Raw genomic sequence first — 17,311 nt, 5'->3', positions numbered from 1 at the left:
TCATGGTGTCTCTCGCATCGGGTCCGCTTGTCCTCATCGGCGCTGGCAATATGGGCGGCGCCCTGCTGTCGGGCTGGCTGAAAAAGGGTGTTACGGGGTCTTCGATCATCGTTGTCGATCCCGGCCCCTCTGATGCGATGAAGCGGGTGATTTCCGAGGCGGGTGCGACGCATCTGACCGAGGCACCGAAAGACGTTGCGGCTGGAATTCTGTTTCTGGCCGTCAAGCCGCAACTCATGGACGCTGTTTTGCCGTCATTGACGTCGCTGGTCGGGCCGCAAACGGTTGTGGTGTCCATCGCGGCGGGTAAGACGCTGTCTGGTATTGAAGCGGCGCTTGGCAAAAGCGCTGCCATTCGCGCCATGCCCAACACACCAGCCATGGTAGGGCGCGGCGTGACGGGTGCTTACGCCAATGACGCGGTGACAGAGCCGCAGCGGGCGCTGGTCGAGACCTTGCTGAAGGTCAGCGGGCCGGTGGAATGGGTGGCGACGGAAGGCGATATCGACGCCGTGACCGCACTTTCAGGCAGCGGGCCTGCCTATGTGTTTTATCTTGTGGAATGCATGGCAGAAGCAGGCCGCAAAGCCGGTCTGCCGGAAGACCTTGCCATGCGTCTGGCGCGGGAAACCGTCGCTGGGGCTGGCGAATTGCTTTATCAATCCTCCGAAGATGCATCACGTCTGCGCAAGAACGTCACATCGCCCGGCGGCACCACGGCTGCGGCGCTTTCGGTTTTGATGGCGGATGACGGTATGCAGCCGCTTTTCGACAAGGCCATTGCGGCTGCTAAAAAACGCGCCGAAGAACTGGCCGTTTAAGAGGGTCTCATGAGCGAAGAGATTAGCTACGCGGATTTCGAAAAGGTCGATATTCGTGTCGGCACCATCATCGAAGCCGAGCCCTTTCCTGAAGCACGCAAGCCTGCCTTCAAGATCAGAATAGATTTCGGACCGGAGATCGGCGTCAAAAAGTCTTCCGCGCAGATTACCGTTCACTACACACTGGAAACGCTGGTGGGCCGCCAGGTTCTGGCCGTCGTCAACTTCCCGCCACGACAGATCGGGCCATTTCGCTCCGAAGTGCTGACCCTTGGTTTTGCCGATAAGGATGGCGCTATCGTTCTCGCCAGTGTGGAACAAGCTGTTCCGAATGGCGAGAAGATGTGTTGAACGGCGATCAGGCCGGAATTTTCACGATAACCCGCAGTCCACCCAGAGGACTGTCATCCAGCGTCACATCGCCGCCATGGCTGCGAGCAATGTCACGCACGATGGAAAGCCCAAGGCCGGTTCCTGAATCATTGAGGTTGCGTGCCTCGTCCAGCCGGAAAAATGGCTTGAACACATCTTCACGGGATTCAGCCGGCACGCCCGGTCCGTCATCGTCGAAAACCAGGGTGATGGATTTCGGCGCGCGGCGAAGGTCGATGTTGAGCGTTGTAGCATAACGTTGCGCATTGGCCGCCAGATTGCCGATCAGCCGGGAGAAGGCGTTGGGCCGAACGGGTAACTCTTCGATACCGTTCAGCTTGTAATGCATGGTTTTTCCAAACATCTGGAAGTCGCTGGTCAGCCTGTCGAGCAAAGGCGTCAATTCCAGCTTCCCGACGCTCTCTTCCGCATCGTCGCGGGCAAAGGCGAGATAGGCTTCCAGCATGGACTGCATATCATCCACGTCCTTGTCCAACCCCTCCAGATCAGGATTATCGCTGGCCAGCGCAAGCTGAAGCTTGAAGCGGGTGAGGATGGTGCGCAGATCGTGGCTGACACCGTTCAGCATGGCGGTGCGTTGCTCCATCTGCCGTTCGATGCGTTCACGCATCAGGATGAAGGCAAGGCCGGCGCGGCGGACTTCATCGGCACCGCGTGGCGAATAGGCGGTGATTTTCTGGCCACGCCCAAAACTTTCCGCCGCTTTTGCCAAGGCCAGAATAGGACGAATCTGGCCGCGCAGAAACAGGATAGAGATGCCGAGCAGCACCAGTGACGCACCACCCATCCAGACAAGGAAAATATGGGTGTTGGAGGCATAAGCCTGACTGCGGCGGGTGAAGACACGCAATGTCTTGTCATCCAGCTGGATGCGGATTTCCACCAATGCGCCGTTTCCGAATGTATCCAGCCAAAAAGGTCTGCCGATTTGCTGCTGAATCTGGTCGGCGAGAATGGTGTCGAGAATCGAAAAGAATGGCTGGGGGCGTGGAGCGGGCAGTTCCGACTTCGGCTCGATATAGATGCTGAGATCGAGGCGCTCGCGTGCGATGCGGATAACGCGCTGATAATCGTCTTCTTCCGGGTCGCTTTCCAACAGTTCGATGACGGCGGCGATATCACGGGTGACGGCGGCGGAGAGCCGCTCCGTCACCATTTGCCAATGGCGTTCCATAAATACGGCGGCAACGACCACTTGCAGCAACACCATCGGCAGGATGATGATGAGCAGAGAGCGCGTGTAGAGGCCGGTCGGCAGGAAGTGGCGAAGCCAGCGCACGGAAAAACGCCATGCACGCGCAGGCGCACTGTTTCTCGCGGCATTTATGAAATCAAGGCTTGCCATATTTTCTCGCCTGTTCGAATTGGCGTGCGGGCAACGCGATCGTTAATCAACGCTGAGACGGTAACCAATGCCGCGCACGGTCTGCAAATAAACGGGGTTTGCAGGATCGTCCTCGATCTTGCGCCGCAAGCGGTTGATCTGCACGTCGATGGTCCGTTCGCCCACATCCGCATCGGCGTCCACCAGCTCGTGCCGCGGAATGGTGTCTCCGGCGCGCAGGGCAAAAAGCAACATGATGTCCTGCTCGCGGTCCGTCAGCCGGATAACTTCGGCACCACGCCGCAGTTCCTTGCGCGGAACGGAGAAATTGTAGGGGCCGAAGATGATCTGTTCGATCTTCGGCGTATCGGGCGACGAATTGCGCCTCAGAATATTGTTGATGCGCAGCACCAGTTCACGCGGATCGAAAGGCTTGGCCAGATAATCGTCCGCACCGGCTTCCAAGCCCGCGATACGCGCATCGGCTTCCGAGCGGGCCGTGAGCAGGATGACCGGAACGGATTTGTCTTCATTCAGAGAACGGGTGAGCGAGAGGCCGTTTTCGCCGGGCATCATCACGTCGAGAATGAGAAGATCAAACCGGATGCCCAGCATTTTGCGGCGGGCTTCTGCGGCATCTGCGGCTGATGTAATCCGGTAACCCTTGTCACCCAGAAAGCGCTGAAGCAGAGCGCGGATGCGCGCATCGTCATCGACGATCAGGAGGTGAGGGGCGTCATCTTCAGCCAATGGCTGTTTCGTCGCATTGGTTGACATTGTTATTTGCTCTCCTGCGGTACCGGATCGCGCATCCGCGCCAGAAACTCACGCACATGCGCACGCGCCTCTGGCTGCATGGCCTCAAGTGCGCGGTCAATGCGTTTGGATTGCGGATCGCTGAGCGCCAGTGCCAGTTCGCGCCCGGTCAGGGTGGGATAAAGCCTGCGCTGGCGGCGATCTTCCGGCCCTGCCATCTGGCGGATGTAGCCGTCATCGATCAATTGCTTCAACACCCGGGCGAGGCTCTGCTTGGTGATTTGCAGCGTATCCAGAAGGTCGGCTACGGTCATGCCCGGTTGGCGGCACACGAAATAAACGACGCGGTGGTGCGCTCTGCCATATTCCAGCTTGGACAGAATGACGTCGGGGTCGGACACGAAATCCCGATACGCAAAAAAGAAAGCCTCAATCGTATCGAAGTCGATTTTTCCATCATCGACATGCGGAAGAGCCGGGGCTTGTTTGACGGCGGCCTTTTTCATCGATTGGGCAGGCACTGTCGTTCCTTTGTTTTATTCACGCAAAACGCAAGACTATCTGAAAATATGTGGCGCAGGGAGGATGCCTGCGATCATTTTCTGTTGCGTTCGATAATATGCCGCAGGTTGAACATCAACGACATTATACGAGATCCAGAAGCGGACATACAAAAAGAGCGCGGACATGCCGCGCTCTCTTGTTCAAACTCAGGCTGGAAATCGTTACTGGTACACGTAAACGATACGACGTGTGCGTGGCTCAACCAGAACGGAACGGTCGTTGACGCGCACGTAGCGATATTCATAATCCGGAATGGCGCCCAGTTGTGTACCGGCAGGGAGAGTGCCACCAAGAACGACATCGCCCTCTATGCTCACATCGTCACCGGGATGTTCGTCCATGTAGGTGATGACGGTTTCAGGGGGCGTGATGGCGTCGACATCTTCCACGCGGCCAAGGTTTGGGTCGCCGGGGTTTGGCTCCGATTGAACGCTTGAGGTTTTTTCATAGGTCACGACAGGAACCTCGATATCGGCGCGGCGTTCGCGCAGGATAACGGGTGAACCTTCATACATCACATTCAGGTAATCGGCATTGGCCCAGCCGCGAAGACCGTTCACCTCAATGCGGCACCATGCGCTGCCATCCAGACATCCATCGAGAACTGCGTTACTGCCGCGTGTTGCAAGGCCAAGTTCCGGGTAATCTTCGCCTGGACCTGACCGCACGGAAATGTCCGAGGCTGTGGTGGCAACCATCGCCGCATTCGCATATCCGGAAAGCAGCGCAAAAGCGCCACCGGCGATCATAAGTTTCAGCTTCGTGTTCATGTGTCTCACTCCTTTGAAGACTGGGGCAAGAACGCATGACTTGCGGGTCTGTTCCCGTTTTCGTGATTGCTAAACGGACCGATGGGCCTCGGATCGCAGGCATGTCGCTGATTTTTTGACGGTTTTTGGCCGCCACATTCGCTGTAAACCGGCGCGGAATTTTTTGGCTATTGTTGTGCCGCACAATTTGCCGGGCTATAGAAAACGGTGTTTCGAAGCAAAGGAAGAGACGATGGGCAAGTTACAGGCGGGCGTTGTCCCGGTTACGCCATTCCAGCAAAACTGCACCATACTCTTCGATGAAGACACCAAGGAAGGCGTGATCGTCGATCCGGGCGGTGATGTGGATGTCATTATCCAGACCGTTACGGAAAATGGCATTACGCTGAAAGAAATCTGGCTGACCCATGGCCATCTGGACCATGCCGGCGGTGCCAAGGAACTTAAAGAAAAGCTGTCCTTGCCGATCATCGGCCCTCATGAAGATGACAAGCCGCTGCTTGAGCGCATTGAAACGCAGGCACAGACATACGGCATAACAGGCCTTCAAAATGTATTGCCGGACCGTTGGTTGAATGACGGCGACACCATTTCCTTTGGCGACCATCATTTCGAGGTCTACCATTGCCCAGGCCATGCGCCGGGCCACGTCATTTATTACAACCGCGAACAAGGTTTTGCCCATGTGGGTGACGTGCTGTTCAGCGGTTCGATCGGGCGCACGGATCTTCCCGGCGGCAATCACGAGCAGTTGCTGGCCTCTATCCGTGAAAAGGTTTTGCCACTTGGAGATGACGTCGGTTTTATCTGCGGGCATGGACCCGGTGGACGGATTGGCGAAGAACGCCGCACCAACCCTTATTTGCGGGGCATTTAGAGCGTAAGGACCGCTTTCTGTCACAGTACACGCTATCGTCGACAATGTTTTCTGCAAACTATCTGCATTAGCAGGCATAAAAAAACCCGGCATTCCTGCCGGGCTTCAACGAGAAGAGAAAGTCGTTAGGTTCAGCCATCAATCTGAAGATTGACTGCCTTCGGTCCCTTGCCACGACGATCTGGTTCAGTGTCGAAGCTCACTTTCTGGTTTTCTGAAAGGGCGGACAGGCCGGAAGCCTGTACGGCAGAGATGTGAACGAAGATATCGGCGCCACCATTGTCTGGTTTGATGAAGCCGAAGCCTTTGTCCGTATTGAAGAATTTAACAGTGCCAGTCTCGGCCATGCATCAGGTCCTTTTCGCTCTGCCTGTGTTCAGCTCCAGGCAGCATTACAGTTTTGCCCGTGAGGGCGTACGGCAGGCAGTTTTTGATAATTGAGAAAGTGGACCTTCGCGTGGAAAGTTTTTGACGTTCTGATCAACGTTATTTTGTCCCCGCCGCCCGAGGTATTTGTATCCCCGGAGCATTCATTTATAGGCCTTCCCATGCTCACAACTTGCCCGAACCGCAACAGATTGCTGTGTTTATTTTAAATTGGCAAGCAAAAGTTTTTACGCATATTTCATGCTCCGCAGCCGGGATTAAACGGCTGACGACAGGACCGGCAGAATTTTTCTCATGTTTTCGGCGTGGTGAAAAGAAAACATCGTTGGCGATATGATTTGACGCCTATTTTCGCGTGTAAGGCGTAAATTTTATCGTAACAGGAAAAAGCAGAAAAATCTCATATTTCGGCAGCAAGACGGCTGTTGCGCCGCTTGGATATCTCAGGAACCAGTTCTACCAGCAAAATGGCGGCGAAAATAATGGCGCAGCCCACATATCCTGCTGCGGGAATTGTTTCCTGTAGGAAGATCGATGCGAAGAGCGCGCCGAACAAGGCCTCGGAGGACAGGAAGATAGCGGCCTGCGGAGCCGTTGTATAACGCTGGGCAACGACTTGCAGCACGAACGCAAGCCCGGACGACACCAGCCCGACATAGATGATTTCAGTGAGTGAAGATGCGATGGCCGCGGTATTGATGGGTTCTATGAAAACCCCGATCAACATGCTCAGACCTGCGCAGACGGCAAATTGCGTGCAGGACAATGCCAGCGGTCGGTTGCTCTGCATGACGAAACGCCCCGCCAGCGTGATCTGGATGGCCCAGAAGAAAGCGCAGATGATGCTCAGCGTATCGCCTGTCGTGAGCTGATTGATCGCGCCGCCGGACAGCAGAAATATGCCGCCCAACATCATCAATGCGCCCGGCCACACGACCCAGTGCGGGTGGCGGCGATAGAGGACGACTGCGATGACCGGTACGAAGATGACGTAGAGGGCGGTCAGGAAGCTGGAGTTGGTCACGGTTGTTGTCAGCAAGCCCACCTGTTGGGTGGTGGCGCCCATAAACAGAGCAAGGCCCACCAGCATGAAGGCTCTGATCTCGCCACGGCTCGGAGCCGACTTCATCTTGCGGGTTTCCATCAGGGCGAATGGCAAGACGGCAATCGCCGCGATGGCGAAACGAAGACCGACGAACCAGAACGGGCCGATGTTGTCCATGGCGGTCGATTGCGCGACAAAGCCGCCGCCCCAGATCGCAGCTGCGAGCAAGAGAACAAGATTGGCCTGAATGCGCGTCATGGAACCACCAAAAACAAAAGGCTGCGCGTGGGCGCAACCTTTAAACACCACAATGGATTGGAAATGGCAAAGTGCCCGTTTCGCCGGTGATGTATCAGGATCGGTTTGGTTCGGCAAGAACTGCCAATATTAATCGCGATTGTGACGCGTCGACGTCTCGCGAATGCTGTTCAATGTCAAAACGATGCCGCCAATGGCCATGGTGACAAAACCCGTCACCACCAGCGCGATAACGAAAATGCGATCGGACGCTTTGGAGATGGGGGCGGCGGCAATGGCGGAGGTGTGGATTTGATCGACCATTTCCGTGGCGTGCGATGTGGTGGCCAGCCCCGCGGCCATGGTGATGATGACCATGAGTGCAGCCAGTGCCATCCACAATGAAAACAGCATTCTTTGTGTTCTCAGCCGGTCCGCCGAATTGCGATCATTGAGAAACATGGTCCGGTCCCTTTTTTCACTCTTATCGCACGCACATTTTTTCGCGACAGGCTCTAAAAGAGGCTCCGAAATGGACGTCTTGTGGACCGAATTCAGACAGTCCGGCGTATTTATTGTGGCGATACCAAGGCAAAGGTTAACGGGGTGTAAAAACCCGTCAAGTTCCGCGTTTTCCGAAGGTTCGGACTGGTTTTATGCCCCGTGGTTCAAGGCCCGATGCTGCGCGTAACGGGGCTTGGGCTAAGGCGTCGCGGCGCGTGTCGAACATGGCTGCGCGGCTGGCACCCAGCAGTTCGGGGAACCGTTCATTGAATGTCGTGGGTGCCAGTTCCGGCTTTGCCAGCGCATAACCCTGCATCAGTGCAACGCCGAGGTCGAGGCAAAGCTCGATTTCCTGCTCGTCTTCCAGGGCTTCGAACACCGGCTCTATGCCTTCGCCTACAAACTGTTTGACGATGACGCGCAAAAGGGCAGCGCCTGCGGAATTGCGCATGAACTGCCGCGCCCATGCGGTTTCGAACTTCACGTAGTCTGGCTTGATGAGCTTGACGCGCTCTATGTCGGAATCACCCGCGCCGTAATCGGCGATGGCAACGCGAAACCCCATGGCGCGCATGTGGTCGGCAAAGTCTGCCACAAGTCCGGTATCCGAGGCATTCTTTTCGGCGATTTCGCAGACGATGCGGTCTGGCGACATCCCGGCTTCATGGGCGGAAAGCCGCATCCGTTCCACTTCCTGACGCATCTTGCCCGGTGTGCGAAACAGGCCGGGATGGAAATTGACAAAGATGCGGGCGCGGGATCGTTCCAGCGCACCGGTGTTGAGAATGTGGATGGTGCGCAGAATGCTGTCCATCGCCTCGATGTCTTCAGGCGGCACCTGCGCAAAAAGCTGCGCGGGCGAGAGCAGTTGCGAGCCCTGATAGGGGCGTACCAGACCTTCGAAGGAATCGATGTCGAAACGTCCATCTGACAGACGGCGAAAGATGGGCTGAAGGGCAGATTTGAGGGTAAAGGGGGCATAGGCCGTGGACCAAGACCCATCGGCTTCCCGCAGAAGATTTGAGAAAATGCTTTTCGGTGCCACGGCGTTCTATCCAGAAAATCATTTCAACCGGGGGAGGTTAACATACAAAGCGTTACTCGCCAGTTAAACCCCGTTTGAAAACCCAGGAGGTTTTCGTTGTCACGCAATTTGGGACGCGAAACGGCTTCACAGTTTTGCTGGAATTGGTCCTGACGTAACGTTTTCGTGGCTTTTGCCCTTGAAACAATGTGCGTCTTTCGACATACCACTTGCCGCAGAGAGCGACCCTCGCAAACGTCTGCCGATGTCAATTTCAATAGGACCGATAAAAATGGCCTTCCTTGCCGACATTCTCTCCCGTGTAAAGCCGTCCGCCACTATTGCCGTTGCTCAGAAAGCCCGTGAACTACAGGCACAGGGCCGCGATGTGATTGGCCTTGGCGCAGGCGAGCCGGATTTCGATACGCCCGACAATATCAAGGAAGCAGCCATTGCCGCGATTAACGCAGGCAAAACCAAATACACGCCGGTTTCGGGTATTCCTGAACTGCGCAAGGCGATTGCTGAAAAGTTCAAGCGCGAAAACGGTCTTGAGTACAAGCCAGAGCAGACAATTGTTGGCACCGGTGGAAAGCAGATTCTTTTCAACGCCTTCATGGCGACGCTTAACCCCGGCGATGAAGTTGTTATTCCAGCACCTTACTGGGTCAGCTACCCGGAAATGGTGTCGATCTGCGGCGGCACGCCCGTCTTCGTCAACACCACGCTGGAAGATAATTTCAAGCTGAAGGCTGAAGCACTGGAAAAGGCGATTACGCCAAAGACCAAGTGGTTCATCTTCAACTCGCCGTCCAACCCATCGGGCGCGGCTTACACCCACGATGAGTTGAAGGCGTTGACCGACGTGCTGGTCAAGCACCCGCATGTCTGGGTTCTGACCGACGACATGTATGAGCACCTGACCTATGGCGACTTCAAGTTCGTGACACCTGTGGAAGTGGAGCCTTCGCTCTATGACCGCACGCTGACCATGAACGGTGTTTCCAAGGCCTATGCCATGACAGGCTGGCGTATTGGTTACGCTGCTGGCCCGCTGGCGCTCATCAAGGCCATGGACATGATCCAGGGTCAGCAGACCTCTGGCGCGACATCCATCGCGCAGTGGGCCGCTGTCGAAGCGTTGAACGGTACACAGGACTTCATTCCGGCCAACAAGAAAATCTTCGAAGGCCGTCGTGACCTTGTGGTGTCCATGCTCAATCAGGCCAAGGGCATCAATTGCCCAATGCCGGAAGGTGCGTTTTACGTTTACCCGTCCTGCGCTGGCCTGATCGGCAAGACCGCACCGTCGGGCAAGGTCATCGAAACCGACGAAGACTTCGTCACCGAGCTTCTGGAAACAGAAGGCGTTGCCGTGGTTCACGGTTCTGCCTTCGGCCTCGGCCCCAACTTCCGCATCTCCTACGCCACATCGGAGAAATTGCTGGAAGAAGCGTGCAACCGCATTCAGCGTTTCTGCGCAAACTGCCGCTAAGGTTTGATTGGATTGAGAAAAAGCCCGGCAGTTATGCCGGGCTTTTTGTTTGGTGACAGTTGGTTCGAAGGCAAAGTCCTCACCCGCCGTCATCCCGGACCTGATCCGGGATCCAGTGCGATCAAGTCCTTGATCGCAAAAGAGTCTTATCTCATGCAGACGCATGAGGCTGGATGCCGGATCAAGTGCGGCATGACGGAGGTTGAGGCGGTTAAAGCCCCAAAAACAGCAGCATCACGAACGCAGCAAATAGAATGAAATGCGTCATGCCCTCAATCGCGTTCGTCTCACCGTCATTGAGGTTTATCGCAGCCGCTATCAACGTGATGAACACCATGACCGTCTGCACCGGCGTCATCGCCATGATAAAGGGCTGGCCGGTGTAGAGCGCAATCGCTTCCATCACCGGCACGGTCAGGATGACGGTTGAAAGCGATGCGCCCAGAGCGATATTCACGACAGACTGCATACGGTTGCGCAAAGCCGAGCGCATGGCGGTCATGATCTCCGGTGCTGCGGAAATTGTGGCGACGACCACGGCCATCAGAGCGACGGGCGCACCGCTGCCTTCCAGCCCGTGGGTGAGAAAGGCGGACATGAATTCTGCCAGAATGCCGATCAGCACAACGCCAATGAGAATGACGCCGATGGAGTAGGAGGCCGGTCTGTCTTCCTCGTCATCCGCATGTTGTTCGGCTGCAGTCTTCCTGCGCTCGGTTCGCGGATAGCTGTAGCTGAAGAAATAGCTGTGTGGCCCAACCTGCATTTTGAGGAACAGCCCGTAGAGCGCGATCATCGCGCCTATCGTAAACATCGAATAGAAATGCCACTTCGCCTCGGGAATGAACTCCGGCACGATCATGGAGATGCCCATGGCGGTCAGGATCATGACAACATAGGTGCGGGCGGAATCGTCATTATAGGGCTGCTCACCGTGGCGAAGACCGCCGAGCAGGGCGGCGATGCCGAGGATGCCGTTGATGTCGATCATCACGGCGGAATAGATCGTATCGCGCACCAGTGTGGGGGAGGTGGACTCACTCATGATGATGGCGAGGATCAGCACCTCCACGGCCACGGCCGATAAAGTGAGGATCATGGTGCCGTAGGGATCGCCGACCTTCGTTGCCAGAATTTCGGCGTGATGTGCGACCCGCATCGACACCAGAATGATGACGCCGATCAAGCCTGCCGCAACGATGAAAGAGAGCATTTTGCTCTGCTCCATCAGGGCGTGTTCAGCGACGTAGGCGGCCACGGCGACCGGCACCGCCGCCAGCAACATGCGTTCCTGTTTCAGCGTGGTTGCAACTGACATGTTTCCCCCTTGGATGACATGAGACCGATCATTTGCAGATGCTGCGACACTATGCAGGATTTGCACTATGGGCGTTTTGGTAGGATAGTATATCTCAAGGACATAGCGACAGTGCTGCGATCCAGTCCTCAAATGCGCATTCGCGGCAATGGTTGCGACGATCCTTCAAGATATCAGGAGGAAGTATGCATGACCAAAGTGGTATATGAAGTTGTGGAGCATGATGGCGGGTGGGCCTACCGGATGAGCGGTGCCTACTCCGAGACATTTCCGACGCATTCCGATGCCGTGCAGGCCGCTCGCATCGCCGCTGCCGAACAGCAGGTTGGTGGCGAGGATGAGGAAATCAGCTTTCAGGATGAGCGCGGCCGCTGGCATGAGGAATACAGCCAGGGCGGCGACCGGCCGGAAGCAGAAGTGGTGGATAGATCGGCCGGTTAATGCCCTGTGCCACGCTTCATTTCACCGCTTCGCCGATATCGCATCCGGGTCGTTTGTCTTGAGATAGGCTTTCAACCCGTCCACCAGCGCGCTGAAGACGGCACGGCAGCGCGGCGAGGTTCGCAAGTTCTCGTGCATGGCCACCCAAGTGTGCAGTGGCACTTCCATTCCGGGCAGAATATGGCGAAGGTGTTCGTCTTTTCGCCCAAGGCTAATCAAAGACATGCCTATTCCTCCGCCCACCCGGATCATTGAAAGCTGGGCGAGACTGCTATCTGCCCGCAAAGCGAACCGAATAAGATCGGCGTCGGGCATAGAAGGATTGTCCTTTTTCATGCGTTGAATGACGGCACGAATGAACGGCGTTTTGCGATCGAAGCCGATGAGCCGGTGGTTATCGAGATCCTGCTTTGAAATCGGTGTTCCCGCCTTCTGGAGATAGCCGTCCGTTGCGTGAAACCCCATCCTGAAATTACCGATATAGCGCATGACGATGGCGTCCTGCACCGGTTCCGTCATGCGAATGGCGATGTCCGCTTCCCGCCGCAACAGGTCTTCCAGCGTATCGGACAGCGAAAGCTCTATTTCCAGCTTCGGATAGGTCTCCTGAAGCGATGCGATGATCGGTGGCAGAATTTCCACACCAATGACATCCGATGCGCTGATGCGAACCGCACCCTCGATCTTGCCCACTTCACCGGAGGCTGCGCGCATGAGGGCTGACGCCGTTGCCGAGAGATTTTCCGCATAGGGTTTGAGAGCAATCGCCGCGTCCGTAGGCACCAAACCGTGCGGAGAGCGAATAAAAAGCTGAAAGCCGATGGCGTCTTCAAGCGCTGTGATGTGACGACCGACCGTGGGTTGGGTGATGCCCAGTTCGCGTGCCGCCGCAGATAGGGAGCCATCCCTCATGACGTTGAGGAATGTGCGGTAATAGTCCCAACTTATCTGCTGCTCTCGTATCATCGAAATCCGTATAGCCAACCAATTTACGAAGCATTTTCGTATAGGCATTCCGGAGTCAAGGGGCGGTCAAAGCGCAAAACAAAAACGCCGCGCGATCCTGTGAGCGCGCGGCGTTTTATTGTGATTATCCTAGTGCTGGGTAGTCGGTGTAACCGGCAGCGCCGCCGCCGTAGAAAGTCGGCTGGTTCGGCTCGTTCAGTGCCGCGTTTTCTTCAAGACGACGCACCAGGTCCGGGTTGGAGATGAAGGCCTTGCCGAATGCGATGGCATCCGCCTTGCCGCTATCGACTGCGGCAATGGCGCTGTCGCGGTCGTAGCCGTTGTTGGCGATCCATAGACCCTTGCCGCCAGCATGGGCGTATGCGGCTTTCAGCGCGTCGTAATCAAACGGCTTGTCACCCTGTTTGAAATCACGGGGGCCGCCCGTTGCACCTTCAATGACGTGGATGAAGGCAAGGCCACGGCTGCCGAGCTGGCTGACCACGTAATCGAACAGTGGCTGCGGTTCTGCCTCGAAGATGTCGTTGGCAGGCGTCACCGGGGAAAGGCGAATGCCGGTGCGGCCAGCGCCGATTTCCTTGGCAACGGTGTCGACGACTTCAAGCAGGAACCGGGCACGGTTTTCGATGGAGCCGCCGTAAGAATCTGTGCGGTGGTTGGTGCCGGATTTCAGGAACTGATCGATCAGATATCCATTCGCCGCGTGAATTTCCACGCCGTCAAAGCCGGCATCAATCGCCGCACGGGCACCCGTGCGATAATCTTCCAGAATAATTGGAAGCTCGGCCAAGCCTAGTTCCCGTGGCTCCGAGGTATCGGCAAACGAGCCGGTGCCATCATCATTGATGATGTAGGTCTTGGAATTTGCCTTGATGGGCGAGGGCGCAACAGGCTGGCCACCATGTGGCTGAAGCGATGTGTGGGAGACTCGTCCCACATGCCAGATTTGCGCGACGATCTTGCCGCCGGCCTTGTGGACGCTATCCGTTACCGTTTTCCAGCCTGCGATGGCCTCTGCCTTGTAAAGACCCGGCACATCTGCATAGCCCTGACCTTGCTGAGAGATCGGTGTACCTTCAGTCACAATCAGGCCAGCGGTGGCACGTTGTTCGTAATAGGTCGCATTGAGATTGTTTGGAATTGCGCCCGGAGAACGGTTGCGGGTCAGCGGTGCCATAACGATGCGGTTTGCCAGTGCGATATCGCCTGCCTGTGCCGGTTCGAACAATTTTGTCATGGGATGGGCTTTCTCTTCTGGTTGATAGAGAGCGCTTGAGGTGCGCCTAGAGCGGCAGGAGAAAAAACGGGAATAGTCCCGCCGCTCTATGTTGTTTGTGAAGCGCCGGACGATCCGAAAACCGCTTCGCACTTTTCGGTCCGGTGCTTAAAGCTTCTGGTTCAGAAAATTGAGAAATGTTGCGATGTTTTCCTCGTCGCGTTCATAGAAGTTCCATTGACCGACCTTGCGTGACCTGACCAACCCCGCAGCCTGCAAGGCCGCAAGATGGGAGGAGACGGTGGATTGTGAAAGGCCGCTGATCTCGAACTGGTGTGCGCAAACGCCCATGGTAAACGGGTGCGCCTGATTGAAGTGCCGCTCCGGCTCTTTCAGCCATTCGAGGAACTTCAAGCGTACGGGGTTGGCAATGGCCTTTAAAGCGTCTTCGTGGTTCATCTCATTTCCGCATATCTGGACATAGCGATATTTATATCGGGAAAAGTCGATATCAAGGGCGGAGGGCGAATTTTTATGATGAGAAATTTTGTTGCATGTCTGTTTAAAAAAAAAGGGCCGTCGGATTTCTCCGCGGCCCGATAGTTTTGAAGGTCATAACCTCCAGAGGGGAACAGCTATCGAATGCAAGAGGCACCGCGATAGCTGCACTGAATATGGAAAAGGAGGCACGCAAGAACAAGGGCGTTTTGTTTAATTAACTCTAAGTAGCGAGAAAAATATTGCGGGCAAAAAAAGAGGGCCACCGGATTACTCCAGGGCCCTTATAAGTGTGAAGGTTTAAAAAACCTCCAGAGGGGAACAGCTGACGCGGCGGAACTGGGAGGAAAAGCCGCCGTGTGCATCAGCTGTGTGCGATATGGTGCTTTTTTGGGCAGGCAGCAACTCTTTTTTGTGCAGTGCAGCTATGCGCTAAGCGCATCACTGTTATTTCCCGTCATATTTATTTCGCAAATCTACCCGCCAGCAAGCGAGTCATATGAGCGCATTGCTTGAGGTAACACATTGTTCTCATTGGCATGTTAGATGATTTTCAGCCTTTGCGAAAATCAGAAGTTCCAGTTGCGCGCCTTGGCGACCACGAAGTCACGGAAAACTTTCAGCTTTGCAGCATTCTTCAACTCATCCGGATAGCAGAAATATGTATCGAAGGAGGGGATGTCTGCGGGCAGGGAGAGCTGGATGAGGCCGGGGTCGCGCCCCACGATGTAATCCGGCAGGCAGGCGATGCCGATCCCCAGCAGGCAGGCGCGCTTGATCGACGTCTGGCTGTTGATCTGCAAATGCGCCAGACGGGTATTGTCCGATGAACGCCCGGCATTTTCCAGCCAGTTGACGTCCAGAAGATAATTCGGGGCCGGTTCACCAAAGGAGATCACCTTGTGGTTGTCCAGATCTTCTATGGACTGCGGCTCTCCATATCGGTTGATATAGGAGGGTGCGGCATAAACGTGCATATGCACGGTAAACAGCTTGCGCTGGATAAGGTCCGACTGTTGCGGCTGGCGCAGGCGAATGGCGCAATCCGCATGGCGCATGTTCACGTCCAGCTCCTCATTGTCGAGAATAAGCTGGATGGCCATTTCCGGGTAGAGCTGAAGAAACTCCTGCACCTTGTCTGTCAGCCAGCCCTGGCCAAGACCCACGGTGGTGGTGACGCGCAGCTTGCCGCTTGGCTTCTCCGTCGTCTCGGTCAGTTGCATCTTCACGGTTTCGAGCTTCAGCAGAACGTCATGCGCGGTTCTGTACAGCAACTCGCCCTGTTCCGTCAGAATGAGGCCCCGCGCATGGCGGTGAAACAGCTTGACGCCGACATCCTGCTCCAGCGCGCTGACCTGGCGGCTGATGGCCGACTGGGACAAGTGCAGCTTATCTGCCGCATGGGTGAAAGAGCCAGCTTCCGCTGCCGCATGGAATATGCGCAGTTTGTCCCAGTCCAATGGCATAGGCATGCGGTTTTTAGCCTTTCTTATTCAGCGGCAATCGCAAGCGGTGCTTGCGCTGCGAGAAAACGTTCCGCTTCAAGAGCGGCCATGCAGCCCATGCCAGCAGCGGTAATCGCCTGGCGGTAAGTGTCATCCGTCACATCACCGGCGGCAAATATGCCCTCGACATCCGTGGCGGTGGAATCAGGCGCAGTCCACAAATAGCCATTCGGCTTCAGCTTCAGCTTGCCCTCGAAAAGCTCCACCGCTGGCGCGTGACCAATGGCAACGAAAACGCCATGGATCGGCAGTTCCGTGATTTCGCCGGTTTTCACGTTGCGGATTTTCGTGCCCGTTACCGATGGCGGCATGGGGTGCTTGGCAGGTGTACCGGTGATTTCCGCAATCTCGGTGTTCCAGAGAATTTTGACATTCTCCTTCGCAAAAATGCGCTCCTGAAGGATTTTTTCCGACCGGAAACTATCGCGGCGGTGCACGACCGTGACCGACTTGGCGATGTTGGACAGATATAGCGCTTCTTCGACAGCGGAGTTGCCGCCGCCCACGACGATGACATCTCTGTTGCGATAGAAAAAGCCATCGCAGGTGGCGCAAGCGGACACGCCAAAGCCCTGAAAATGCTGTTCGCTCTCAATACCCAGCCATTTTGCTTTTGCACCGGTGGAGATAATCAGCGTGTCCGCGGTCCAGACAGCGCCGGAATCGGTTTTCACCGTAAACGGGCGGCTCGTCGTGTCCACGTCCGTCACCAGATCACTGACGATTTCCGCACCGACATGCGTTGCCTGTTTCAGCATCTGCTCCATCAGCCACGGTCCCTGAATGGGATCGCCAAAGCCCGGATAGTTTTCCACATCGGTGGTGATCATCAGCTGGCCGCCCTGTTCCATGCCAGCAATCAGAACAGGCTCAAGCATGGCGCGCGCCGCATAAATCGCGGCGGTGTAGCCAGCGGGGCCGGAGCCGATGATCAAAACCTTTGTGTGGCGGGCGGACATGGAACGTTCCTTTCAAAACAGGGCTAACCGGATATTTCGCCACTATGCTGGCGCGGTTACGAAGCACCCCTTCAATGGAGGATATTTAAGAGTGTCCAGTGCCGTTATTCAAGGGCAGCATTGCATTTCCAACAGAGCATACGGGTATGAACACGTAATTTTGTGTCGCGGCGGTGCAAGATTATTGCGAATCCCTGCGCGAAGAGTAGAA

19 protein-coding genes are annotated in these 17,311 nt (G+C 55.9%); 5 read left to right on the top strand and 14 right to left on the bottom strand.

The genetic code is table 11. The features are described 5' to 3' along the window. Positions 1–2: 2 nt before the first annotated feature. Both proC and RMR16_RS09270 read left to right on the top strand, forming a co-directional pair. Positions 3–821, top strand: coding sequence for a pyrroline-5-carboxylate reductase (gene proC, locus RMR16_RS09275; protein WP_320198507.1), 819 nt, complete (start codon positions 3–5; stop codon positions 819–821). Positions 822–830: 9 nt separating this feature from the next. Next, on the top strand, positions 831–1,172 hold the full coding sequence (locus RMR16_RS09270; protein ID WP_320198508.1) for a tRNA-binding protein: 342 nt from the start codon (positions 831–833) through the stop codon (positions 1,170–1,172). Between the two features lie 7 nt (positions 1,173–1,179). On the opposite strand, the gene RMR16_RS09265 is transcribed toward RMR16_RS09270, so the two are convergent. From RMR16_RS09265 to RMR16_RS09250, 4 genes are all read right to left on the bottom strand, one after another. Then, positions 1,180–2,559 (bottom strand): ATP-binding protein, encoded by a 1,380-nt coding sequence (locus RMR16_RS09265; protein WP_320198509.1) that lies wholly within the window; start codon positions 2,557–2,559, stop codon positions 1,180–1,182. 42 nt (positions 2,560–2,601) lie between these two features. Further along, positions 2,602–3,315, bottom strand: coding sequence for a response regulator transcription factor (locus RMR16_RS09260; protein WP_320198510.1), 714 nt, complete (start codon positions 3,313–3,315; stop codon positions 2,602–2,604). Positions 3,316–3,317: 2 nt separating this feature from the next. Beyond that, positions 3,318–3,815, bottom strand: coding sequence for a MarR family winged helix-turn-helix transcriptional regulator (locus RMR16_RS09255; protein WP_413785958.1), 498 nt, complete (start codon positions 3,813–3,815; stop codon positions 3,318–3,320). Positions 3,816–4,019: 204 nt separating this feature from the next. Next, positions 4,020–4,628, bottom strand: a complete 609-nt coding sequence (locus RMR16_RS09250; protein WP_320198511.1) for a DUF1236 domain-containing protein — start codon at positions 4,626–4,628, stop codon at positions 4,020–4,022. 232 nt (positions 4,629–4,860) lie between these two features. On the opposite strand from RMR16_RS09250, the gene RMR16_RS09245 reads away from it, so the two are divergent. After that, positions 4,861–5,505 (top strand): MBL fold metallo-hydrolase, encoded by a 645-nt coding sequence (locus RMR16_RS09245; RefSeq protein WP_320198512.1) that lies wholly within the window; start codon positions 4,861–4,863, stop codon positions 5,503–5,505. Positions 5,506–5,636: 131 nt separating this feature from the next. Here RMR16_RS09245 and RMR16_RS09240 read toward each other — a convergent pair whose 3' ends face one another. The 4 genes from RMR16_RS09240 to RMR16_RS09225 all read right to left on the bottom strand — a co-directional run bounded on the left by RMR16_RS09240 (position 5,637) and on the right by RMR16_RS09225 (position 8,723). Continuing rightward, a complete protein-coding gene (locus RMR16_RS09240) occupies positions 5,637–5,852 on the bottom strand; it encodes a cold-shock protein (protein ID WP_042617292.1) in 216 nt (71 codons plus the stop codon). A 440-nt stretch (positions 5,853–6,292) separates the two neighbouring features. Continuing rightward, positions 6,293–7,195 (bottom strand): DMT family transporter, encoded by a 903-nt coding sequence (locus RMR16_RS09235; RefSeq protein ID WP_320198513.1) that lies wholly within the window; start codon positions 7,193–7,195, stop codon positions 6,293–6,295. A 129-nt stretch (positions 7,196–7,324) separates the two neighbouring features. Next, on the bottom strand, positions 7,325–7,636 hold the full coding sequence (locus RMR16_RS09230) for a hypothetical protein (RefSeq protein ID WP_320198514.1): 312 nt from the start codon (positions 7,634–7,636) through the stop codon (positions 7,325–7,327). A gap of 157 nt (positions 7,637–7,793) precedes the next feature. After that, on the bottom strand, positions 7,794–8,723 hold the full coding sequence (locus RMR16_RS09225) for an EAL domain-containing protein (protein ID WP_320198515.1): 930 nt from the start codon (positions 8,721–8,723) through the stop codon (positions 7,794–7,796). Positions 8,724–8,994: 271 nt separating this feature from the next. Here RMR16_RS09225 and RMR16_RS09220 point away from each other — a divergent pair, with 271 nt between their 5' ends. Beyond that, positions 8,995–10,197, top strand: coding sequence for a pyridoxal phosphate-dependent aminotransferase (locus RMR16_RS09220; RefSeq protein WP_320198516.1), 1,203 nt, complete (start codon positions 8,995–8,997; stop codon positions 10,195–10,197). A 211-nt stretch (positions 10,198–10,408) separates the two neighbouring features. Here the strand turns inward: RMR16_RS09220 and RMR16_RS09215 are convergent, their stop codons facing one another. Then, positions 10,409–11,515 (bottom strand): calcium:proton antiporter, encoded by a 1,107-nt coding sequence (locus RMR16_RS09215; protein WP_320198517.1) that lies wholly within the window; start codon positions 11,513–11,515, stop codon positions 10,409–10,411. A 189-nt stretch (positions 11,516–11,704) separates the two neighbouring features. Between RMR16_RS09215 and RMR16_RS09210 the strand changes: the two genes are divergently transcribed. Next, complete coding sequence (locus tag RMR16_RS09210; RefSeq protein WP_320198518.1) at positions 11,705–11,956, top strand: DUF2188 domain-containing protein; 252 nt, start codon at positions 11,705–11,707, stop codon at positions 11,954–11,956. A gap of 21 nt (positions 11,957–11,977) precedes the next feature. On the opposite strand, the gene RMR16_RS09205 is transcribed toward RMR16_RS09210, so the two are convergent. The 5 genes from RMR16_RS09205 to trxB all read right to left on the bottom strand — a co-directional run bounded on the left by RMR16_RS09205 (position 11,978) and on the right by trxB (position 17,100). After that, the gene (locus RMR16_RS09205) at positions 11,978–12,922 is read right to left on the bottom strand and encodes a LysR family transcriptional regulator (protein WP_320198519.1); all 945 of its coding nucleotides are present in this window, start codon (positions 12,920–12,922) and stop codon (positions 11,978–11,980) included. 124 nt (positions 12,923–13,046) lie between these two features. Next, positions 13,047–14,159 (bottom strand): alkene reductase, encoded by a 1,113-nt coding sequence (locus RMR16_RS09200; RefSeq protein WP_320198520.1) that lies wholly within the window; start codon positions 14,157–14,159, stop codon positions 13,047–13,049. A gap of 147 nt (positions 14,160–14,306) precedes the next feature. Beyond that, a complete protein-coding gene (locus RMR16_RS09195) occupies positions 14,307–14,597 on the bottom strand; it encodes an ArsR/SmtB family transcription factor (RefSeq protein ID WP_320198521.1) in 291 nt (96 codons plus the stop codon). A gap of 608 nt (positions 14,598–15,205) precedes the next feature. Then, on the bottom strand, positions 15,206–16,102 hold the full coding sequence (locus tag RMR16_RS09190; RefSeq protein WP_320198555.1) for a LysR family transcriptional regulator VtlR: 897 nt from the start codon (positions 16,100–16,102) through the stop codon (positions 15,206–15,208). A 23-nt stretch (positions 16,103–16,125) separates the two neighbouring features. Next, positions 16,126–17,100 (bottom strand): thioredoxin-disulfide reductase, encoded by a 975-nt coding sequence (trxB, locus tag RMR16_RS09185; RefSeq protein WP_320198522.1) that lies wholly within the window; start codon positions 17,098–17,100, stop codon positions 16,126–16,128. Between the last annotated feature and the right edge of the window lie 211 nt (positions 17,101–17,311).

The organism is Agrobacterium sp. rho-13.3 (assembly GCF_033957765.2).
Classification (GTDB): Bacteria; Pseudomonadota; Alphaproteobacteria; order Rhizobiales; family Rhizobiaceae; genus Agrobacterium.
Note: the sequence above shows the minus strand (reverse complement) of the source record. Positions and strands in the feature narration are given on the sequence as shown.